The sequence below is a fragment of the Paludisphaera borealis genome (genome assembly GCF_001956985.1).
Taxonomy (GTDB): Bacteria; Planctomycetota; Planctomycetia; order Isosphaerales; family Isosphaeraceae; genus Paludisphaera; species Paludisphaera borealis.
In genome coordinates this window covers 2,783,997-2,806,159 of record NZ_CP019082.1, presented here as the reverse complement: position 1 = coordinate 2,806,159, position 22,163 = coordinate 2,783,997, and the positions used below count along the sequence as shown (strand labels likewise).

General features: G+C 67.0%; 17 protein-coding genes. 12 read left to right on the top strand and 5 right to left on the bottom strand.

Going from position 1 to position 22,163, the window contains the following annotated elements:
- Positions 1-164: 164 nt before the first annotated feature.
- Positions 165-1,304: a cellulase family glycosylhydrolase gene (locus BSF38_RS10910; RefSeq protein WP_076345516.1), complete on the bottom strand. Its 1,140-nt coding sequence runs from the start codon at positions 1,302-1,304 to the stop codon at positions 165-167.
- Positions 1,301-2,155, bottom strand: a complete 855-nt coding sequence (gene aroE, locus BSF38_RS10905; protein ID WP_076350755.1) for a shikimate dehydrogenase — start codon at positions 2,153-2,155, stop codon at positions 1,301-1,303. The genes BSF38_RS10910 and aroE overlap by 4 nt, the downstream gene beginning before the upstream one ends.
- Before the next feature lie 250 nt (positions 2,156-2,405).
- Between aroE and BSF38_RS10900 the strand changes: the two genes are divergently transcribed.
- Complete coding sequence (locus BSF38_RS10900) at positions 2,406-3,998, top strand: alkaline phosphatase D family protein (RefSeq protein WP_076345514.1); 1,593 nt, start codon at positions 2,406-2,408, stop codon at positions 3,996-3,998.
- A gap of 84 nt (positions 3,999-4,082) precedes the next feature.
- Here the strand turns inward: BSF38_RS10900 and BSF38_RS10895 are convergent, their stop codons facing one another.
- Positions 4,083-4,448 (bottom strand): hypothetical protein, encoded by a 366-nt coding sequence (locus tag BSF38_RS10895; RefSeq protein ID WP_076345512.1) that lies wholly within the window; start codon positions 4,446-4,448, stop codon positions 4,083-4,085.
- 292 nt (positions 4,449-4,740) lie between these two features.
- On the opposite strand from BSF38_RS10895, the gene BSF38_RS10890 reads away from it, so the two are divergent.
- The 5 genes from BSF38_RS10890 (at position 4,741) to BSF38_RS10870 (ending at position 10,818) form a co-directional block, all read left to right on the top strand.
- Complete coding sequence (locus tag BSF38_RS10890; RefSeq protein WP_076345510.1) at positions 4,741-6,537, top strand: ATP-binding cassette domain-containing protein; 1,797 nt, start codon at positions 4,741-4,743, stop codon at positions 6,535-6,537.
- Positions 6,538-6,642: 105 nt separating this feature from the next.
- Positions 6,643-8,388, top strand: a complete 1,746-nt coding sequence (gene polX / locus BSF38_RS10885; RefSeq protein ID WP_076345508.1) for a DNA polymerase/3'-5' exonuclease PolX — start codon at positions 6,643-6,645, stop codon at positions 8,386-8,388.
- A gap of 313 nt (positions 8,389-8,701) precedes the next feature.
- On the top strand, positions 8,702-9,166 hold the full coding sequence (locus BSF38_RS10880; protein WP_076345506.1) for a DUF2203 domain-containing protein: 465 nt from the start codon (positions 8,702-8,704) through the stop codon (positions 9,164-9,166).
- Entirely contained in the window at positions 9,156-9,836 is a 681-nt protein-coding gene (cmk, locus tag BSF38_RS10875; protein WP_237170841.1) for a (d)CMP kinase, read from the top strand. The genes BSF38_RS10880 and cmk overlap by 11 nt, the downstream gene beginning before the upstream one ends.
- 247 nt (positions 9,837-10,083) lie before the next feature.
- Positions 10,084-10,818 carry a lysophospholipid acyltransferase family protein gene (locus BSF38_RS10870; protein WP_083712868.1) on the top strand — a complete coding sequence of 245 codons (735 nt, stop codon included), beginning with the start codon at positions 10,084-10,086 and terminating at the stop codon, positions 10,816-10,818.
- 28 nt (positions 10,819-10,846) lie between these two features.
- Here the strand turns inward: BSF38_RS10870 and BSF38_RS10865 are convergent, their stop codons facing one another.
- Entirely contained in the window at positions 10,847-11,995 is a 1,149-nt protein-coding gene (locus tag BSF38_RS10865) for a sialidase family protein (RefSeq protein ID WP_099091969.1), read from the bottom strand.
- A 97-nt stretch (positions 11,996-12,092) separates the two neighbouring features.
- Between BSF38_RS10865 and tnpC the strand changes: the two genes are divergently transcribed.
- From tnpC to BSF38_RS29940, 5 genes are all read left to right on the top strand, one after another.
- Positions 12,093-13,535 carry an IS66 family transposase gene (gene tnpC, locus BSF38_RS10860; RefSeq protein ID WP_076342953.1) on the top strand — a complete coding sequence of 481 codons (1,443 nt, stop codon included), beginning with the start codon at positions 12,093-12,095 and terminating at the stop codon, positions 13,533-13,535.
- Positions 13,536-13,712: 177 nt separating this feature from the next.
- On the top strand, positions 13,713-14,684 hold the full coding sequence (locus tag BSF38_RS10855) for a sugar phosphate isomerase/epimerase family protein (RefSeq protein WP_076345504.1): 972 nt from the start codon (positions 13,713-13,715) through the stop codon (positions 14,682-14,684).
- 568 nt (positions 14,685-15,252) lie between these two features.
- Positions 15,253-15,501 carry a hypothetical protein gene (locus BSF38_RS10850; protein ID WP_076345502.1) on the top strand — a complete coding sequence of 83 codons (249 nt, stop codon included), beginning with the start codon at positions 15,253-15,255 and terminating at the stop codon, positions 15,499-15,501.
- Between the two features lie 66 nt (positions 15,502-15,567).
- Entirely contained in the window at positions 15,568-16,671 is a 1,104-nt protein-coding gene (locus tag BSF38_RS10845) for a DUF1559 domain-containing protein (RefSeq protein ID WP_076345500.1), read from the top strand.
- 61 nt (positions 16,672-16,732) lie between these two features.
- Positions 16,733-19,609 carry a CRTAC1 family protein gene (locus BSF38_RS29940; protein WP_083712865.1) on the top strand — a complete coding sequence of 959 codons (2,877 nt, stop codon included), beginning with the start codon at positions 16,733-16,735 and terminating at the stop codon, positions 19,607-19,609.
- Here the strand turns inward: BSF38_RS29940 and BSF38_RS10835 are convergent.
- The gene (locus BSF38_RS10835; protein ID WP_076345498.1) at positions 19,594-20,841 is read right to left on the bottom strand and encodes a heparan-alpha-glucosaminide N-acetyltransferase domain-containing protein; all 1,248 of its coding nucleotides are present in this window, start codon (positions 20,839-20,841) and stop codon (positions 19,594-19,596) included. The genes BSF38_RS29940 and BSF38_RS10835 overlap by 16 nt on opposite strands.
- A 198-nt stretch (positions 20,842-21,039) precedes the next feature.
- On the opposite strand from BSF38_RS10835, the gene menC reads away from it, so the two are divergent.
- The gene (gene menC, locus BSF38_RS10830) at positions 21,040-22,152 is read left to right on the top strand and encodes an o-succinylbenzoate synthase (protein WP_076345496.1); all 1,113 of its coding nucleotides are present in this window, start codon (positions 21,040-21,042) and stop codon (positions 22,150-22,152) included.
- Positions 22,153-22,163 lie beyond the last annotated feature (11 nt).

Here is a 22,163-nt window from a genome sequence, read left to right as displayed (position 1 = left end):
ATACAAGCCCGAAGCGCCAGCGAGTGCATTCTCCCTGCCAGCGTGCTGAATCAGCGAACGCAAAACCATGCACTCGCTGGCGCTTCGGGCTTGTATTTCGAGGGCTCGGGATTTGTGTCGGGCGGTCAGCCCCCGAGAGAAGGGGGTAATGAATCGAAGATTGTTTATTTATCTTGCTTCTTGCCGGCGGCCGGTGAATAGGGCGACAGGGCGCGGAACCGTTTCAGCCAGGCGCTGGTGAGGGCGGCGGGGATGTCGTTCTTCTTGTCGTACTCGTCGATCGTCTTGCCCCAGTAGAAGCTGATCCAGCCGTCGACGTGCTCCTTGGAGCGTTCGAGGAAGGTCTCAGTCTGCTCGAAGCCGGCGGAGAGGGGGAAGATCTCCTCGATGACGAGGGGCTTGCCCACCTCGTAGACCCTCAGGGCAGTGAGGTCGGCGTCGAGTTGGTCTTTCTTGGGGTAGAAGTGGACGCTGACGAAGTCGAGGGGGCCGCCGACTTCGGGGGAGTAGAACAGGGGTTTGGCACCCTTGAAGACCTGAGCCCAGGGGATCACGCCGACGGTGATCATGTGGCGGTCGTCGACCGATCGGACGGCCGTCGTCAGGCGGTCGACCCAGGCCTTGGCGATCTCGCGATCGGAGCGGCCGTGGGCGTCGATCGTGAGCCGTTGCACGAAGTGCTTGCCGCCGAACCCCTCGCCGGGAAGCCAGTCGGTCTTGCCGTCGCCGCCGCCGAGGATCGGCTCGTTCATGAGGTCGTAGCAGAAGACGGCCGGGCTCTCCTTGCAGACCTTGGCGACGGCCTTCCAGAACCGGCACTGGGCGTCCCAGCGGTCGGATTCGGCGAGGGCGTCGTACCATTTGGGCACGTCCCGTTTGTGGTAGCAAGCCAGGCCGGTGACGTCGAGGTACAACCCGGTCTCCTCGGCGAGCTTGACCAGCTTCGCCAGCCGCGCGAGGTTCGCCTCGTCGGGCTGGTCGGCGGCCTTCAGGAACCGGCCGATCTGGAGATGGATGCGGACGACGTTCGCGCCAAGCGCCTTGATCTCGCGGAAGTCCTCGACGACCGCCGGCCACTCGTCGGCCCAGTAATCTTCCAGCAGCCGGCCGGCGTCGTCGTGATCGTAATTGACGCCCCACATCACGATCCGTTGGTTCGTTTTTCCGAGCACGAAGTGCGTCTTGTCCTGGCTCGGCGTGATCCAATCGAGTCCGACCGGAGGCGGGGGAGGGTCGGCCAGGACCAAGGGCTGAAAACAGAGCAGGGCGGCCAGGATCACGAAACCACGAACGTCGGGCCTCATGCGAACAGCTCCTCAAGCCTCCGGCGCATGACGGTCGGGTCGACGGCCACGCCGGTCCAGTGGCGGATGCCGACGACCCCCTGGTTGACCAGCATGCCCAGGCCGTCGAGCGTGGTGCAGCCGCGGGCCTCGGCGTCGCGGATCAGGTTGGTCCGGGGCGGGTTGGGGATCACGTCGGCGACGATCATGCCGGGGCGGAGGCTGTCGAGGTCGAGGTTCAGCCGCGCGTCGACGTCGGGGAACAGGCCGATGGAGGTCGCGTTGACCACGACGGTCGTTCCTTCGGGCACGCGGTAGGTTTGATCCCAGACGACCAGCTCGGATTCGGCCGGCGTCTTGTCCTGGATCAGCCGGACCAGGTCGCCGCCGCGCTTCGGGTCGCGGTTCACGACGCGGATCGACGACGCACCGGCCAGCGCCAGCTCGACCGCGATCGCCCGCGCCGCGCCCCCCGCGCCGAAGAGGACGACGTTTCCGCCCGCCGGGTCGACGACCGTCTTGAGCGAGGTGAGGAAGCCCTGGCCGTCGGTGTTCTCGCCGATCAGCCGGCCGTCGCGGATCACGACGCAGTTGACCGCGCCGATGATCGTCGCCGACGGGGCCAGCTCGTCGAGCCATTCGAGGACCGCGACCTTGTGCGGGATCGACAGGTTGAAGCCGATCCAGCCCATCGCCAGCGCCCCATGGACGGCGTCGCGGAGGTTCGCGGGCGAGACGTCGCAGTTGATGTACCGGGCGTCGATCCCGTGATGACGATACGCCGCCTCGACCATCGCGATGCTTGGGTTCTCGGCGACCGGCGAGGCGAAACAGCCGGTGAGGACGCTCAAAAAGTTCAATTCGGCGGGCATGAGGCACCGTGGCAAGGGGTTGAGGGCGTTGCGGCTCTCCAAGCCCGAGCGTAAACCACCTTATGCCGAATACAAGCCCGAAGCGCCAGCGAGTGAATTTCCGGACGGTCGCTGGAACCATCCACGCGCTGGCGCAACCCGCGCGGTCCAGATCGAGTCTTAATCCGACCTTCATTGAAGGCAAAGCGAATTTGCATCGGACGATGTTAAGCTTCCATTCCCTACAAGTACGACGGAAGGGAAGGAAGACATGTTCGATCTCAAGTTGATTCACGAAGACGTGCGACGCGAGGGCGCGATCAACCGCCGCCACTGGCTGGCCTGGACCGCCGCGCTGTCGGCGACGCCGATCCTCGGCGGCCGGGTCGAGGGCCGGACGATGCGCGCCGTCGCGTTCGCGTCCGATCCGTTCGCGCTCGGCGTGGCTTCGGGCGATCCGGACGCCTCCGGCTTCGTCGCCTGGACGCGGCTCGCCCCGTCGCCGCTGGAGCCGGGGGGCGGAATGCCGGCCGAGAAGGTCGAGGTCCGCTGGGAGGTCGCCCGCGACGAGGCGATGAAGGATGTCGTGAAGTCCGGCGCGGCCGTCGCGACGCCGCAGCTCGGACACTCGGTCCACGTCGAGGTCGGCGGCCTCGAAGCGAACCGCTGGTACTGGTATCGGTTCCGCGCCGGCGACGCCGTCAGTCCGGTCGGTCGCGCCCGGACGACCCCGACGCCGACGTCCGACCCCGACTCGCTCCGGTTCGCGTTCGCCTCGTGCCAGCACTACGAGCAGGGCTATTTTACGGCCTATGAGCACATGCTCAAGGACGATCTCGACTTGGTCGTCCACCTGGGCGATTATATCTATGAAGGGTCGGGCCGCGACAAGCTCGTCCGGAAGCACGCCGGTCCGGAGATCGAGACGCTCGAAGACTACCGGATTCGGCACGCCCAGTATCGGACCGACCCGCACCTCCGCGCGATGCACGCGAAGTGTCCCTGGCTGGTCACCTGGGACGATCACGAGGTCGACAACAACTACGCCGACGCGACGTCCGAGCAGAAGGGGGTCGACCCCGCCGACCTCCTGGAGCGCCGGGCCAACGCGTACCAGGCCTATTACGAGATGATGCCGCTGCGGCGCCGTTCGCTGCCGCGAGGTCCGCATATGGACCTCTACCGGACGATCCGCTTCGGCCGGCTCGCGGGCTTCCAGGTACTCGACACCCGGCAGCACCGCACCGATCAGCCCAACGGCGACCACCGCTCGCCGCTCAACGACGCCGCCCTCAATCGGAAGAACACGCTGCTCGGCGACCGCCAGGCCGGCTGGCTCAAGGCCCGACTGCTCGAATCTCCCGCGACGTGGAACGTCCTCGCGCAGCAGGTGATGATGGGGATGGTCGGCTTCCGGTCCAAGGAGGGCGAGCCGACCTACTCGATGGACCAGTGGCCCGGCTACGCCGACGAGCGGATGCGGCTGGTGAAGTTCCTTCAGGACCGTCGCGTCCTCAACCCGGTCGTCCTCACCGGCGACATCCACTCGAACTGGGTCAACGACCTCCGCGTCGACGACCGCAAGACCGAGACGTCCGTCGTGGCGACCGAGTTCGTCGGCACGTCGATCTCCAGCGGCGGCGACGGCAAGGCCGAAACGCCGGGGCTCGACAAGCGGATGGCCGACAACCCCTGTATTCGATTCTTCAACGCCCAGCGCGGCTACGTCCGCTGCACCGTCACCCCGAAGACCTGGCGGAGCGACTACCAGGTCGTCGAGGAAGTCACCAAGCCCGGCGCCCCGGTCGTGACCCGCGCGTCGTTCGTCGTCGAGGCCGGCACCCCCGGCGCCAAGCCCGCCTGATACCGCTGGCTGGCATCTTCAAAGCGCCTCGGCTCGCATCGAGGCGAGGGGCGACCCCTGCGTACTCATGGTCCCAGATCTACGCTACTTCGAGGCCGGAGTTCCACCGCTGCTTCTGCCGGCTTGCGGTTGCTTCGGGGCGTCGCCCGGGGCCGTTTGAGCGTCGGGCAGGATGATCGAGATGCGAATGCGAATGTAGAACGCGAGGGGGAACTCGATAAAGAAGGGACTCTTCCTCGACCAGTCGCCTCCGGCTCGGATTATTGCGACTCGTGTGCTCGCGTAGATCGAGATCCGGACCGTTCTGTCCCGTTTATCCGGAGCAATCTTGAAGTCGACTGCGGACTCGGCTGCGACTGTTGGTAGGCGGAGCACCTGTTCGCCCCAAGCGAACGAGTGGGATTCGTTCGCAAGGTCGATCCAACACGCGACGAGCAGCAGGGCGGCCATGGTCGTCTCTCCATGAATTGTGTACATCCCTCCGTAATGCACCCCGGCCGCCGCGAGACTACGACGCGAAGGCCGAGGAAGCAAGGGGGATCAAGGCCCGCCTGACCTGCCTTCCTCCATGTCTTTGCCACCCCGGCGCATCGCTTTGCACGGAGCCATGCGCCGGGGTCGCGTCTTCCGGGCCGGGGGGCGAACGCGAATTCGCCTCGATCGGCGAGGGGGGAATCTGCTACCGTAGCCTCATCTCATCGGGGCGGATCGGTCGCGTTCATCGTCGAGTTCGAGTGAAGTCATGGCGTTATTGAGTTTGCGCGGGGTCGCCTTGTCGTTCGGCGGGCCCAAGCTGTTCGACGGGCTCGATCTGATGATCGAGGCTGGCGAGCGGGTCTGTTTGCTGGGTCGGAACGGCGAGGGCAAGAGCACCCTCCTGAAGTTGATCACCGGCGAGATCGATCCCGACGAGGGGACGGTCGTCCGCCAGCAAGGGCTGCGGATCGCCCGGCTGCCGCAGGATGTGCCGGAAGGCCACGGCGGCACCGTCGCCGACGAGGTCGCCAACGGCCTCGCCGAGGACGACCACGACTTCGGCGGCGACGACTACCGCGTCCAGTCGGTCATCTCGCGGGTCGGCCTCGATCCCGACGCGAAATTCTCCGAGCTGTCGTCGGGCATGAAGCGGCGCGTCTTACTGGCGCAGGCGATCGTCGACGATCCCGACATCCTGCTGCTCGACGAGCCGACCAACCACCTCGACATCGAGTCGATCCGCTGGCTCGAATCGTTCCTGCTCCGCTACAACGGCACGATCGTGTTCGTCACCCACGACCGCGTCTTCCTCCAGCGGCTGGCGAACCGGATTTTGGAACTCGACCGCGGCCGGCTCTCGGACTGGTCGTGCGACTACGAGACGTTTCTGGTCCGCCGCGACCAGCTTCTCGCCGCCGAGGCCCGCGAGCGCGACCTGTTCGACAAGAAGCTCGCCGAGGAGGAGAAGTGGATTCGCAAGGGGGTCGAGGCCCGGCGGACCCGTAACGAAGGCCGGGTGCGGGCGCTCCAGGCGATGCGCGTCGCCCACCGGCAGCGTCGCGAGCGGCAGGGGACGGCCCGAATGCAGGCGCAGGAGGCGTCGCGGTCGGGGACGCTGGTCGTCGAGGCCGAGGGGGTCGAGTTCGGCTACGGCGATCGCTCGATCGTCCGCGACCTGACCACGGCGATCCTCCGGGGTGACAAGGTCGGCGTCATCGGACCCAACGGCGCGGGCAAGACCACGTTGCTGCGGCTGCTGCTCGGCCAGCTCGCCCCCCGCCAAGGGGAGATCGTCCAGGGCACCAACCTCGAAATCTCGTACTTCGAACAGCTCAAGGGCGCGCTCGACGACGAGAAGACCGTGCAGAAGAACGTCAGCGACTACGACATGATCACGATCGACGGTCGCGACCGCCACATCCTCGGCTATCTGCAAGACTTCCTCTTCGAGCCCGAACGCTCGCGGACCCTGGTGAAATACCTCTCCGGCGGCGAGCGCAGCCGCCTGCTGCTGGCCAAGCTGTTCACCAGGCCGTCGAACGTGATGGTGATGGACGAGCCGACCAACGACCTCGACATCGAGACCCTCGAACTCCTCGAATCGCTCCTCGTCGAATACCAGGGGACGCTCCTGCTCGTCAGCCACGACCGGGCGTTCCTCAACGACGTGGTCACCAGCACCCTCGTCGTCGAGCCCGACGGCCTCGTCCGGGAATATGAGGGGGGCTACGACGATTACCTCCGCCAGCGCCCGGCCGACAAGCCCGCCGAAGCCAAGCCCGCCGCCGAGTCTTCCGCCAAGAACATGAAACCGGCCGAGCCCCCACGCGCCAAGGTCGTCAAGCTGAACAACGCCGAGCGCAAGGAGCTTCAAACCCTGCCGGCCAAGATCGAGAAGCTGGAAACCGCCCTCCGCGAGCTGCACGCGGCGATGGGCGACCCGAGCTTCTACAAGCAAGACCGCGACGTCATCGCCAAAGCCAACGCCAAGCTCCAGGAGGTCGAACGCGACCTCGCCGCCGGCTACGCGCGCTGGGAGGCGCTCGACGCGATCGAGGGGTGAGACGGACGCTGTTAGAATGCTCGGGTCCAGTCCTCCGTTACGTACTTAGGCATGGAACCTGAAGGCCAAGGATGAATCATCCCTGCGGGTGTGGAGGACACGTCAATGGAAACCGCGCGGATCGCTCAGGTGCTGGACGACATGGGGACGATCCTGGAGATCCAGGGGGAGAACCCGTTCCGCTGTCGCGCGTACCACAATGCGGCGCAGACGTTGCAGGGGCTGCCGGCGGATTTGACGGAGATGATCGCCGACGGCAGCCTGGCAGAGGTGGCGGGCATCGGCGAGACGTTGTACGCCAAGATCGTACAGCTTGCGACGACCGGGCGACTGCCGGCTTACGACAAGCTCCGGGCCGAGACGCCGCCGGGTCTCCTGGCCCTCTTGCGGATCTCGGGGATCGGGCCGAAGAAGATCAAGGCGCTGCGCGAGGAATTGCAGATCGAGAGCCTCGCCGACCTCCGCGCGGCGGCCGAGGCGGGGAAGATCGCCAAGGTGAAGGGGTTCGGCGCCAAGACCGAGGCCAACATCCTTGAGGGCATCAGCTTCGTCGAGACGACCGGCGGCCGGATTCTCCAGCACCATGCGCTCGCGCTGGTCGAGCCGATCCTGGCGACGATTCGCGACCATCCCCAGGTGATCCGGGCCGAGGTGTGCGGCAGCCTGCGGCGTCGGGCCGAGACGATCGGCGATCTCGACATCCTGTTCAGCGCCCACGAGCCCGGTCCGGTGCTCGACGATTTCGTCGCCTTGCCGCAGGTCGCCAAGATCCTCGGCCACGGGCCGACCAAGGCGAGCGTCCTGCTGCCCGGCTTCAAATCGGGCCAGTTCGTCCAGTGCGACGTCCGAGGGGTCGCGGACGACCAGTTCGCGTTCGCGCTCCATTATTTCACCGGCTCGAAGGCCCACAACATCGCCGTCCGGAAGCGGGCGCTGGCGCAGGGGCTGTCGCTCAACGAGTACGCCCTGACCGGCAAGACCAGCTCGGTCGCCTGCCGCGACGAGGCCGACGTGTTCCAGGCGCTCAAGCTGGAGTACATCCCTCCCGAGCTGCGCGAGGATACGGGAGAGATCGAGGCGGCCGAGAAGGGGAAGATCCCCAAGCTCGTCGAGCTGTCCGACCTGACCGGCACGTTCCACTGCCACTCCGACTGGAGCGACGGCGAGGCGACCCTCGAACAGATGGCCGAGGGCGCCCGGGCGCTCGGGCTCCATTACTTGGGGATCGCCGACCACTCGCGGTCGCTGGCGATGGCGCGCGGCCTGTCGATCGAGCGGGTGTACGAGCAGTGGAAGGCCATCGACGCCCTCAATGAGAAGCTCGGCCCCAGGTTCCGGCTGTTCAAGGGGACCGAGTGCGACATCCTGGCCGACGGCAGCCTCGACTACCCCGACGACGTGCTGGCCGGGTTCGACTACGTCGTGGCAAGCGTGCATTCGCGGTTCAAGATGCCCCGCGACGAGATGACCGCGCGGATCGTCAAGGCGGTTTCGAACCCGCATGTGACGATGCTCGGCCACGCGACGGGCCGGCTGCTGCTCTCGCGAGCGCCGTACGAGGTCGATCTCGACGCCGTGATCGAGGCCGCCGCGAAGAATGAAACGATGATTGAGATCAACGCCAGCCCGTACCGGCTCGACATGGACGCCACACACTGCCGGCGGGCCCGTAAGAAGGGGGTGACGATCGTCGTCAACCCCGACGCCCACTCGGTGGCCGGACTGAATGATCTGTCGTATGGTGTCGGTGTGGCCCGCCGCGCCTGGTTCACGGCCGACGACCTGTTTAACACGGCGCCGCTCGCCAAGGTTGCGCGCCGGCTCGAACGGCTGCGGAATCGGGCGAAATGAAGGTGGCGGCGGAAGTCGCCGGCGTTCCCGCGCCGACGGGCCCTTGCTGGGGTAGGTCGGGCTCCTATAATGAACGATGAGTGAACAGGGAAGGTCGCCTGAAAGTCCCCCGAAGACGGAAGCCTTGTGGAACGATTCCACTCATTCTTCTCAATCGACGAGCCGGAGAGGGTGAATTCACAGAAACGAAGGTAATGCTGTTCAGGTCGCCGCGACGTCGTGTCGACCGATTAGCATCGGAAACGAGGTCCTTCGTAACTCTCCAGCCGTACCGCCTTCATCGCCATTATTCATCCGTTGCGAGGACGTAGCCATGGCCACCGCGAACCCTCTCCTGGAACCCAAGAGGAAGTATTACAGCGTCGAGGAAGCCAACCGGGCGCTCCCGCTGGTTCGGGCGATCGTGACGGACATCGTCCGTCATTACGAACAGGTCGAGGAACTGCAAGGGCGGCTCTCCCGCGTCACTCGCGAGCGCAAACGTCAGACCGACGATTTCTATTCCGAGGAACTCGCCCAGACCCAGGCCGAGTTGACGGTCCAGGAAGACCATCTGCGCGAGTACATCGACGAGCTGAAGAAGCTCGGCGTCGAGCTGAAGAGCGAGGACGGCCTCTGCGACTTCCCGAGCATGATGGACGGCCGCGAGGTCTACCTCTGCTGGCGGTTGGGCGAGCCCCAGGTGTCGCACTGGCACGAGCTTGAAGCAGGCTTCGCCGGCCGCAAGCGGCTCTCGAGTCCGAATCGCGCGGGGAGCGGCGCCGACGTTGGGAATTGATTCGAGGCAAGCTGCGACGTTCCGGGTGGTGACGATCGACGGTCCGGCCGGTGCCGGCAAGAGCACCGTCGCCCGGCTGCTCGCCGAGCGCCTGGGGTGGCGGTTTCTGGACACCGGCGCCATGTACCGCGTCGTCACCCTCGCGGCGCTGCGGGCGCGCGTCGACCTGACCGACGCCGAGGCGCTCGATCGGCTGACCGCCGACCTCCGGGTCAGCCTGCCCCCTGGCCAGGTGCTGCTGCACGACGAGGACGTGTCGCGGGCGATCCGCGACGCGGCCGTCACTGAGGCGTCGCGGTTCGCGGCCGACTGCGCGGCGGTCCGGGCTCGGCTCGTGGCCTGGCAGCGCGCGTTCGCCGAAGCGGCCGACACCGTGACCGAGGGCCGCGACCAGGGGACGATCGTCTTCCCCGACGCCTTCCGCAAGTTCTTCGTGACCGCCACTGAAGAAGAACGATCGCGCCGTCGCCACGCCGAGCTGCGGGCGCGGGGCGCGGCCGTCGAGCTCGAAACCGTCCTCGCCGATCAACGTCAGCGCGACGCGCGCGACGTCGCTCGGGCGATCGCACCCATGAAGCCGGCCGACGACGCCGAGCTGGTCGACACGACCGGCCTGAATATCGAACAGGTGGTCGACCTCCTGTTCCATAAAGTCGGCACTCGTCCATAATGGAAGTCGATGGATGCAAATCCTCCCTTCTCCCCCCGGGAGAAGGTGGCCGGAACGGCCGGATGAGGGTCGTGGAGCCTCGCGATACGTGCTGACCCCCTCGTTCGCCGACCGAAAGCCGTGGTGGACGCGACGACCCTCACCCGGCCTTCGGCCACCCTCTCCGGGGGGGGTGGGGGGGTGATAGTTGTTGATGCGATTATGCGTTCTCCGCGGTGCGAGGCTCTGGTGTGGGAGCGTGATTCTCATGGACGTGGAACCGGCCGTTGTCTCGAATCCTGAACCCGAACTCTCGCCCGGGGGCCGCCGGGGGGGCGACAAGAACAAGGCGGGCGCCGACCGCTCGGCGGCCAGTCTGTTGTGGTATCGCGGCATCCGACTGTTGATGGCGACGTACACCGCGGCGATCGGCGGTTGGCGGGCGACCGGCCGTCGCAACATGCCTGCGACCGGCGGCGTGATGCTGGTCTCGAACCACCTCAGCTACCTCGACGTCTTCCTGCTGGGCAACGGGATCGAACGCCCCTTGAACTACGTCGCGCGATCGACGCTGTTCCTTCCCATCCTCGGCCCGCTGATCCGCTCGGTCGGCGCGTTCCCGATCCAGCGCGAGGGGATGGGGGCCTCGGGCATGAAGGAGACGCTCAAGCGGCTCCGCGCCGGGGGGATCGTCACGCTGTTCCCGGAGGGGACCCGGAGCCCCGACGGCGAGATCGCGCCGCTCAAGGCGGGCATCGCCCTGCTGGTCGCCCGCGCGGGGGTCCCCGTCGTGCCGGCCGGCATCGCCGGGACCTTCCGAGCCTGGCCGCGCGGCCGGCTGTTCCCGATCCCACGACCCATCCGCATCCATTTCGGGCCGCCGATCTACCCGCACGACCTCGAAGGGCTCGATCCCAGGGCCGTGACCGCGCTGATCCACGATCGGATCAGCGCGTGCGTCGAGATCGCCCGTCAGGGGCTCGACGGCGATCTCGAGGCCTGAACCCACTCTGTGAGCCGGGGGGGCTCGCTCACGGTTTCCAGATCGTCGCCGCAAGGTAGCGGTCGGAGTCGGGTCGGTCGTGGAAATAGTAGACGACCACCACCGCGCCGTCCTTTCGGACGACCGCCCGGGGATAGCCGACGTCGTTCCCGCCGCCGTCGTCGCGGAGGACGATCGCCGGTCCCCAGGTTTTCCCTTGATCGTTGCTGAGCCGGGCCCGGATGCCGAACGGCGCCACGCGACGGCCGGACAGCAGGCAAAGTCGACCGTCCGGCAGACGCAAGAGCGCCGGGGGATTGCCTTCGCCGGTGTCGGGCTCGGGGCGGTTGAGGAAAGTCCAGGTGCGACCTCGGTCATGCGAGGCGTAGGCTTCGATCCAGCTCTTGGGGGCGTCGAGGCGGCGGATCGTCGTGACGAGGTCGGTGGGCGACAGCGCGACGGTCGACGGCATGATCGCGTAGCCGGTCGGCTCGGGGCCGATGTACGACACGAACTGCCAGCTCAGGCCGGCGTCGGTCGTCTCGGCGCAGAACGGGCGGCCCTCCTTGCCGTTCGTCTTCGAGGCCGTCAGGAACAGCAGGCATTCCGACGGGCTCGTCACGATGTAATCGGTGCGGGCCATGACCCCGATTCGGCCCATGAGCGGCAGCCGGAACGGACCGTCCCACGTCCGGCCGCGATCGGTGCTGTAATAGAGCCGAGACGCCCCGGAGTTGGTGCCTTCCATCCGGAGGGTCATCGCGAAGTCCGGGTGGCCCAGGGGCAGGGGCGTGGTCAGCGGGACGGGCTCGCGGTCGCCGGGCCCATCGGGCAACAGGCCGTGGCGCATCCCGACCGAGCCGGTCAGGGCGCCGGGAGGCTGAGGCTGCTCGACCTTCCACGTCAGGCCGCCGTCGAGGCTCCGGGCCAGCAGGTGCTCCTCGGCCTTCTCCTTGTCGATGTGGTGATACGGTCCTCGGTCCTTGTTCCAGCCTCGGCTGAAGCCGACGAGGATCTCGTCGCCCCAACTCCAGATCCCGTGATTCGCCGGCCAGCCCGCGAACCGCCCGGGCTCGGCGTAGACGACCACGTTCTTGACCTCGCCGGGCGTTCCCGCGCGCGACGTCGGGCCGGTCGCGGCCAGGAGGGCGAACAGAAGCACCGGCGCGGTCAGTCGATGGGGAGCAGGATGGTCCATGGTGATGGCTCCGATGAGGGAACGGGTCGCGACCGGCTTTCGTAAGCGGTCACGGCCTGGTATTGAACTTTGCCGTTGAGGGCGCTATACCGTCGTAATGACGAACGCGCCGCCGATCCCCGAGGAGCTTTGGAGTAAAGTGCCGCCTGACGCGCAGGCGGCCGTCGCCGCCGTGTTTCTGGCGACACAGCGGCGGATCGACGTTCTGGAGCGGCGGATCGCCGATCTCGAGGCGCGGCTGAACCAGAACTCGACCAACTCGTCGAAGCCGCCGTCGTCGGACCCGATCGGGGTGAAGCGGAAGCCGCCGGCGCCGCCGTCGCGACGCAAGCGGGGCGGACAGCCCGGGCATCGCAGGGCGGTCCGGCCGCTGGTTCCGCCGGAGCAGCTCGACTCGTCGACCGACTGCAAGCCGACGTCGTGCCGGCGGTGCAAGGGGCCGCTCGACGGCGTCGATCCGGCGCCGTTGGTCCATCAGGTCGCCGAAATCCCCCGGTTCGATCCGTGGGTGGATCAGTATCGGTTGCATCGTCTGACCTGCCCCGGCTGCGGCGCGTCGACTTGCGGCACGCTCCCCGAGGGGGGCTCCGCGAGTTGTTTCGGCCCGCGGCTCCAGGCGGTGCTGGCGACCCTGGCCGGGGCCTATCGGCTGAGCAAGCGGCAGATCCGCCAGTTGGCCGGCGACTTGCTGGGGCTGTCGATCTCCACCGGCATGATCGCCAAGTTGGAGCGGCGGTCGGCCCTCGCCCTGGCCGAACCCCACCGCGAACTGGCCGCGGCGGTCCACGAGGCGGCCGTGGTCAACGTCGACGAGACCGGCTGGCGCGAGCAAGGCCGTCGGGCCTGGCTGTGGGCGGCGACGACCCCGACCGCCACGGTCTTCGCGATCGCCGCGAACCGCTCCGGCGAGGTCGCCCGAAGCCTGCTCGGCGACAGGCCGGACCGGACCGTCGGCAGCGACCGCTTCAGCGCGTACAACTGGATCGCCGCGGCGGACCGGCAACTGTGCTGGAGCCATCTCCGCCGCGATTTCCAGGCGATGATCGACCGCGGCGGGGTCGGCGCGAAGTTCGGCGGCCGGCTGCTGGGGTTGTCGAACCGGCTGTTCCGGATCCATCGCAAGGCGCGCGACGGACTGCTCGGCGGAGCGACATATCAAAAAGCGATCGGCGGTCTGGAACGGCTGGTCCACGCGACGCTGGAGGCCGGCGCGCGGTGCGCGAGCGAGCGGGCGGCCGGTACGTGCTCGGAGCTGTTGCGGCTGGAAGCCGGGCTGTGGAACTTCGCGCGGCGGCCGGGCGTCGAGCCGACCAACAACGTCTCGGAACGCGCGGTGCGTCACGCCGTGATCTGGCGACGGATCAGCGGCGGGACCGCCAGCGCTTCGGGGAGTCGGTTCGTCGAGCGGATGCTGACGGTCGTCGCCACCTGCCGACGACAAGGCCGCAACGTGCTCGACTATCTGACCTCCGCCTTCCAGGCCCATCGCGCGGCCCTCGCCGTCCCATCGCTGACCCCGCCCTCAGTCGGCTCGTGCTGATTCAACAGCGCCGACCCGTGAACGGTTACCGGCTTTCAACTCTGCCCGTCCGCAAAGGCTCGGGCAAGCCCCCGGCGTCGCGAAGTGCTGGAGCCGAGGCCCGGGCGTTCGTTAGGATGTTCGGGACGGCTGGACCGTGTTGAGTTCGATCCGGGAATGAGAGCGAGGCTTGGCTTTATGAGCGGGAACGGTGAAGGGCGAGCGGCGGGGCCGGTGTTCAATCGTAGGACGGCGCTGGCCGGCTGTGGGGCGATGGCCGTTGCGGCCGTGGGCGGGGCTTCGGGCGCGGCGCGGGCGAATGGAAAAGGGGGCTCGGGGGCGTTCACGATCGGCCTGAACACCAGCACCATCCGGGGCCAGAAGCTGCCGATCGTCGAGATCATCGCGATCGCCGCCAAGGCGGGGTATCAGGGGATGGAACCCTGGCTCGACGAGCTGAACCGCTACAAGGACGAGGGCGGGTCGCTGGCGGACCTCGGCAAGCGGTTCCGCGACGCCGGCATCCAGGTGGAAAGCGCGATCGACTTCTTCGAATGGGCGGTCGACGACCCGGAGCGCCGCCGCAAGGGGATGGAAGCGGCCCGCCGGACGATGGACCTGCTCCAGAAGATCGGCGCCAAGCGGATCGCCGCGCCGCCGGCGGGCGCGACCGACGTCCCGGCCGTCGCGCTGCCGAGGTTGGCGGAACGCTACCGCGAGCTGCTCGAACTCGGCGACCAGTTCGGGATCGTCCCCGAGGTCGAGGTCTGGGGGCCGTCGAAGACGCTGGGCAATTTGGCCGAAGCCGCTTACGTCGCGATGGCGGCGGGCCACCCCAAGGCCTGCATCCTCCCCGACGTCTACCACATGTACCGCGGCGGGTCGCCGTTCGAGGGCCTGAAGCTGCTCGGGCCGGCGTCGGTCCACGTCCTCCACTTCAACGATTACCCGGCCGCGGCCGACCGCGAGAAGCTGAACGACGGCGACCGCGTCTACCCCGGCGACGGCGTCGCGCCGTTGAAGTCGATCCTCAAGACCCTCGCCGACGGCGGATTCCGCGTCATGCTGTCGCTCGAAGTCTTCAACCGCGACTATTGGAAGGAGGACCCGGCCGTCGTGGCCCAGACCGGCTTCGACAAGATCAAGGCGCTGGTCGACGGCGGCTCGTGACCGCAAGATTCAATTTCGCCTCGGCCCGGTGTGGATCTCGTGAAGCCTCGGGCCATGCTTTCGAGTAGACAGGTGCAGATTTCAGTGATGGGATTCGATGTTTGACAGTTGTTGATTATTTCGGTTTCAGGCGGTCTCGATTGGTTCCTGGCGTGGCAATCACGTTTTCCTTTTGATGAATGCAGCTTTCTTGTGCGGGACCTTTGGGAATCAAGACGATAATGGAATGCGACGCTGGATTTTCCTTGAAAGCGTTAGGAGCTATGCTCTATTCTCCTAACTGAAGTCATTTGACCGAATGCATTTTCAGATTGCCTCTCGCCGCCGTTCAGGTGGAAGCGCGACATCGGCTGTTGGTTGTTCAGGATCAGCGAAGAATCCAAGTCCGAATTGGTTCGTTCGAGGTCGGTCGGCCTTGAGACCGACCCAGCCGGTGGTTTCTGAGTCGGTGGCGAAGGCATCGGGTCATGGCGCCCAGTACGACCGCAGTATCCCTTGCTGAGGTGAATCGCGTTCCTACACGCAGATGGTGACTGCGGCCCAGGTCGTCGCAGGAGACTGTTCAACGATGAAGAGTCGTAAGGGCAAGCGCGTCTTGTTGTCGGGGATTGCGTCGATCGGGCTGATCGCGGCTGGGATCGGGTTGTCGGGATGCGGTGGCGAAGAACCGTCGCCTCCCACGACTCCATCGGCCGCCCCCGCCTCTATTGACGCTCATGCCACCAAGAAGGCGACTACTAAGGGTAAGCAGGCCGTCGATACGTCGTCGCGGCAAGAGCGTCAGAAGCAGAGAGCGGCGGAGAAGGCGGGAGGGTGACCTCTCCGGATGCGTCTTCGGCTGCGCGGATTTTCCCCCCCACCCTTGCAAGAGAAGGAGACCTTGATGCAACGGAAAGTGTACGGACGCGCATTGGTCGTCCGTGGATTCACGCTGATCGAGCTGCTCGTGGTCATCGCTATCATCGCGGTATTGATCGCCTTACTCCTACCCGCCGTCCAGTCGGCTCGCGAAGCCGCTCGGCGCGCCCAGTGCGTGAACAACCTGAAGCAGCTCGGACTTGCGGCCCACAACTACGAGAGCGCCAACGGCAGCTTCCCCATGGGGAAGAACAACCAGCTCTACATCGATTTCGGTGGCGGGGCCCAAGGTTATCACGATGGCTGGGGCATGCTGGCCGGCGTTCTTCAGTTCACTGAGCAGTCGCCGCTCTACAATGCCATCAACCAGGGCCTGGGCTGCTACCAGATTCGCAACTCAACCGTGATCGGGACGGGGATCACCATCTTCTGGTGCCCCAGCGACGGTGACATCCTCAATCTTCGGCTCTACGAAGCCCAGGCCGGATGGGATGGTGCGACCCTGCCGATCACCTACAGCAGCTACGCCGGCGTGATGGGGACCTTCTGCCCGGGCACCACGAATCAGCAATCCATCACGGCCGAGAATGGGATCTTCCCCGAAATCAACGGTCCGAGCTGGCTGCAACCCAATCCGAAGCCGAGCGGTAACGTCGTCCGCATCTCGGGCATCACGGACGGCACCAGCAACACCTTCCTGTTCGGCGAACGGGCCCAGAGCAAGTACGCCAAGGTCGCAAGCGATCTGAAGACCCCGTGCAACGGCACCGGCAATTGCCCCTTCGAGGGGTCGGGCTGGTGGGCGGATTCCGATTACGGCGACTCCTCGATGTGCACCAAGTATCCGCCTAACATCAAGAAGCCGGACGTCCAGGTCATCGCGGGGCCTTGCGACGGTGGGTCGGTCTCGGGCATGACCGCTTCCAGCAACCATCCCGGCGGCGCCAACTTCGCGTTCGCCGACGGCTCGGTGCGGTTCATCAAAGACTCGATCAACAGTTGGAACTACGTGGCCCTCACGTACGACGCCAACTGCGTGCCGGTCTTGCCGGTCGGCACCCAGCAGGGAGTCTACCAGGCCCTGTCCACCCGCGCCGGCGGTGAAGTCATCAGCTCCGACCAGTATTGATCGCTTCTTTCGACTCGATCGCTGGTTCATCGTCAATCGTTGGTCGTCAAAGGGAAGCACGATGCGTTCGAGGCGGCTCTGGGCGAGCTTGATCCTCGGGCTCGTCGTGCTTTCGTTTTATCTGGTTTGGGCGCGCCGGCAGCGGCTCTGGGCGGAGGCCGAGTTGGCCGAGGTCGATCGGCTGTTCGCGGCCGGCCGTTTCGGCGTCGCTCAGGCCCGGCTCACCCCTCTTACCGATTCGCCGTCCGCGCGCGACCAGGCCTTTTACTGGATCGGCCGTTGTGAGGAGGCCCGGGGCCGATTCGACGCCGCCCTGGCCGCATGGGGCCGCGTCGCCGCGTCGTCGCCGTTCTCCGACCGATCGCGGCTGGCCGAGGCCCGGGTGATGGCCAACACCGGTCGACTCTCGCGCGCCGGCGACATCCTTGAAGCGCTGCCCCGCGCCGGCGGCCCGGACGGCGACCAGGCGCGGAACGCGCTCGATCTCCTCTATCGCCTTGAAGGCCGGCTCGATGAGTCGCTGCCGCTCGTCGCCGAGACCTGGAAGGGCGCGGCCGATCCGGGCTACATCCTGCGGCGGATCTACCTGATCGACAATTCCGCCTACCCGATCGATTTCGTCCGCAAGAACCTCGACGCCGGTGATCGCGACGACCCGCGGGTCTGGCTGGGCGAGGCCAATCTCGCCATCTGGACGGGCCGATACGACGACGCGGCCAAGTGGCTCGACCGCTGCGCGGCGAAGGCGCCCGGCGACCTGCCCGTCGCGCGGGCGAATCTCCGGCTGGCCGTCGCGGCCGACGACCTCGATCGGGCGCGCGCGGCCGTCGCGGCGCTGCCGGCGGGGTCGCTGGCCGACGTGGAAGTCCTTCGCCTCCGCGCCTGGCTGGCCGCGCGCCAGCCCGACGTCGAGATCGAGCGCAAGGCGCTGGTCGCATGGCTCGACCGCGAGCCGGGGAGCATCGCGGCCTGGGACCGGCTGGCCGAGCTTGCGGTCGTGCGCGGCGACCGCGACGAGGCCGAGCGAAACCGCCGCCGCAAGGCCGAGATCAATGTCATCCGCGAACGCTACAAGACGCTGATCACGCGCGACGACCGAAGCGATTTCGCTCCGGAACTCGCCGACCTGGCGGCCAAGCTCGGGCGCTCGCTCGAAGCCCGGGGCTGGGAGATGATCCGTGACGGCAAGGAGGGGCTCGAACCGCTTGAGACGGAGTCGAAGCCGTCGGCCGTCGCGCCGGGCGTCCAGCTCGCCGACCTGCTGAGCGCCGCCCGGCCCGGCTCGGCTCGTTCACGGACGGCTCAACCGGGCGCGACGCTCGCGTTTCGCGACGACGCGGCGGCGGCCGGCCTGACGTTCGAGCACGACAACGGCCATTCGAGCGAGCGGAACCCGCCCCCCACGGAAGCGATGAGCGGCGGCGTCGCCTTGCTCGACTACGACAAGGACGGCCGGCTCGACGTCTACGTCGTGCAGGGGGGGCCGTTCCCCGCCTCGCCGACCGCCCTCAACGACGGCGACCGGCTGTATCGCAATCTCGGCGGCGGTCGATTCGAGGACGTCACCGTGCAGGCCGGGATCTCCCGGTTCCCCGGCGGCTACGGCCACGGCGCGACGGTGGCCGACTACGACAACAACGGCTTCCCCGATCTGTTCGTGACCCGCTGGGGTTCGTATGCGTTGTATCGCAACACCGGGAAGGGGGGCTTCGAGGACGCCACCCGAGCGGCGGGCCTCGACGGGTTTCGCGACTGGCCGACCTCGGCGGCCTTCGCCGACCTCGACGGTGACGGCGACCTCGATCTGTACGTCTGCCATTACCTGCTCTACGACCCGAGCAACCCCAAGCGGTGCGCGCATCCGGGTTCGCCGACGGCCCGCACCTGCAACCCGATCGACTTCCCGTCGCTCCCGGATCATGTGTTCCGGAACGACGGCGGCCGGTTCGTCGACGTGACGGCCGCCAGCGGCTTCGTCGACCCTGACGGGCGGGGCCTCGGGGTGTCCGCCGGCGATTTCGACGGCGACGGCCGGATCGACCTGTTCGTCGCCAACGACATGTCGGCGAATTATCTGTTCCGCAACAAGGGGGGCTTCCAGTTCGAGGAGGTCGGCCAGCTCGCCGGCGTGTCGGCCAGCTCCGACGGCGGCTACAAGGCGGGGATGGGCGTCGCGGCGGGCGACCTCGACGGCGACGGTCTGCCCGACCTGGCCGTCACCAACTATTTCGGCGAGTCGACCACGTTCTACCGGAACCTCGGGCGCGGCTTCTTCGCCGACCACTCGACCAGCATCGGTATCGCCGCGCCGACGCGCAGCTTGCTCGGCTTCGGAATCGCCTTCGTCGACGTCGACAACGACGGCTGGCTCGACGTCCTGAGCGCCAACGGCCACATCCTCGACGAGCGGCCGAAAATCCCCTGGACGATGCCGCTCAACCTGCTGCGCGCCGTGCCCGGCGGCAAGCTCGTCGACGTCTCCGCGACGGCGGGCGAAGCGTTTCAGCGGCTCCATCTCGGTCGAGGTCTGGCCGTGGGCGATCTCGACGACGACGGCCGGCTCGACGCCTTGGTGGTCGCCCAGAACGAGCCGCTGATCTTCCTCCACAACCAGACCGAGGCCGCCGGCCGCATCATCCGGTTCCGGCTCGAAGGCACGCGCTCGAACCGCGACGCCGTGGGGGCGAGTGTCAGCGTTTTCGCCGGGGGGCGGAAGCGGGTCGACGAGCGCCGCGGCGGAGGCAGCTATCAGTCGGCGAGCGACCCGCGGCTTCAGTTCGGCCTGGGAGACGCGAAGGCCGTCGATTGGGTCGAGGTGCGGTGGCCGTCGGGCCTCGTCGAACGCCACGAGGCTCTGGCCGTCGATCGCGAATACCTGCTCCGCGAGGGGAGCCCGCCGGTCGAGACGGGCTCCCCGATCGGTCAGAGCCGCAAGTAGAACTTGTTCTTTTCGAGGTAGCGGACGAACACGTAGCTGATGAGGAAGAAGAGCCCCGTGCCGAGCAGGCAGTACCAGAGGGGCGAGTCGCCGGGCAGGACGGCGAGCACGGCGCCTTCGACGTAGTGGTGGAGGATGTACGCCGCCAGCGGGTTCTGGCCGAGCGTCCGGAAGACGCCGATCTGGACGCCGCCGAGGTCGCAGACCGGGATGAAGCAGCCGTAAAGCGCCAGGGCGAAGCCCGAGGCGAAGAGCATGAACGGCAACGTGACGAGCTTCTTGTTGATCTGCCAGTAGCTGATAGGCCGGACGTCCTTGGACGGCGGTTCAAAGAACGGCGGGGTGGCCAGCAGCGAGACGAGCGAGCGGCCCTGGATGTTCTCCCACGGCGGAACCACGGGCGACGCCGCGACGTCCTTGTCAATCACCGCGACCTTCCCCTTGTCGGTGTCGTACAGGGTCGCCAGGCAGTTGAACGCGTAACCGACGACCATCATGACCGTCCCGACCGCCAGCAGTTTCCGCCAGGCGGCCGAGGGGGGGCGGGTCGACATGAAGTCGTAGGTCAGCGAGCCGATGAGCATCGGGACCGACCATCCCACGATCCCGAAGAACCCGCCGTCCCACGCGCCCCCCTTGACGCCCCAGAGGTCGTCCATCCAGTTCGGTTTGCCGTAGACGAAGTGGATGTTGAACGAGTGGCACATGATCGTGTAGAGCACCAGGCAGGCGACCGTCGCGATGAGTCGAACCCGCGCGCTCGCGGCGATCACGGGCATGATGAAGATCTGGGTGATGCCGATGATCGCCAGCGTCTCCCAGAGGTTCGCCTTGAGGATTCCGCCGATCAACCGCCAGGTTCCGGGGCCGACGAGGTCCGCCCACTTATCGACCTTGAAGTCTTCCTCGCCGTACATCACCAGCGAGATCAGCACCAGGCCCAAACTGCGGATGAAGAACTTGCCGTAGGTGGCGAGAGGGCCGATCTGAGAGAGCCTGCGGAGCACCGAGAGCCGGTACGAGTAGCCCGCGGCGAACATGAAGCTGGGCATGATCGTCTCAGCGTAGCTGAGGTAGTTGTCGTGGTGCTTCAGGACCGCCGGCATCGCCGCCAGCCCCCCCACGAAGTTGACGATGAACATCCCCGCGACCGTGTAACCGCGAAACTGGTCCATCGACACGATCCGCGACGGCGACGGCGGAGGAGCGGTGGGAGTCGGGGACGCGCTCATGGATAGGCTCGACTCTCTTCGGAATGACGGAAGAAGACCGTGCAAGGGATAGGGCGCGGTCGGCGCGGAGTCGTCGCGTGGAGACTTCATCCGATCGCGATTCCGATCTTAACGTCCGCTCAGGCGGCGGGCAACGAGTCCGACCGTTTACGGCCGCGTCGGCTTGACATCGCGCGGGCGGCGGCCGAAGCTGAAGCGATGCGTATCGAACAGATCGATCTGGTGGTCGTCCGCCTCCCGCTCATCCGGCCGTTTCAGACCAGCTCCAGCCGGAAGGCGCGCCTCGACCACATCCTGGTGCGCGTGGTCGCCGACGGCGTCGTCGGCTGGGGCGAGTGCGCCAGTCCGTCCGACCCGTTCTACTGCCCCGAGACCACCGAGACCTGCTGGCACCTGCTGCACGACTTCCTCGGCCCGATGGTCCTCGGCAGCTCCTGGTCGACGATCGAGGAACTGGTGGCGCTTTACGGCCAGGTGAAGGGCAACGGCTTCGCCCGTTCGGGAATCGAAACCGCCTGCTGGGACGCCCTGGCTCGCTCTCAGAACCTTCCGTTGTACAAACTGCTCGGCGGCGAACGGTCCGAGATCCTCTCTGGGGTCAGCCTGGGGATCGAGTCCGACGAGCGTGCCTTGTTCGCCAACATCGACCAGTACCTATCGGAAGGATATCGGCGGATCAAGCTGAAGATCGCGCCCGGTCGCGACGTGGACGTCGTCCGGCGGGTTCGCGAGCGTCACCCGTCGATTGCGCTTCAGGTCGACGCCAACTCGGCCTACACGCTCGACGACGTCGCGACGCTCAAGCAGCTCGACGCCTTCGACTTGCTCTTGATCGAGCAGCCGCTCGCCCATGACGACATCATCGACCACGCGCGGCTTCAGGCCGAGCTGAAGACGCCGATCTGCCTCGACGAGAGCATCCACTCGGCGGCCGACGCGCGGAAGGCGATCGAGATTGGCGCCTGCCGAGTGATCAACATCAAGGTCAGCCGGCTGGGCGGCCTGCTCGAAGCCCGCCGCGTCCACGACGTCTGCCGCGCTCGCGGCGTGCCGGTCTGGTGCGGCGGCATGCACGAGTTCGGCATCGGCCGCGCCGCCAACGTGGCCGTCGCGAGCCTGCCCGGCTTCACGTTGCCCGGCGACGTCTCGGGTTCCGACAAGTACTATCACGAGGACGTCGTCGAACCGGCCGTGCTCGCCCACGACGGCGCCATCACAATGTTCGAAGGCCCCGGGATCGGCGTCGAGCCGATCGAGGACCGCATCCGTCGCCACACGCGACGGTCCGCGACCCTGCGGGCCGGCGCCTGAGATCGAGACCG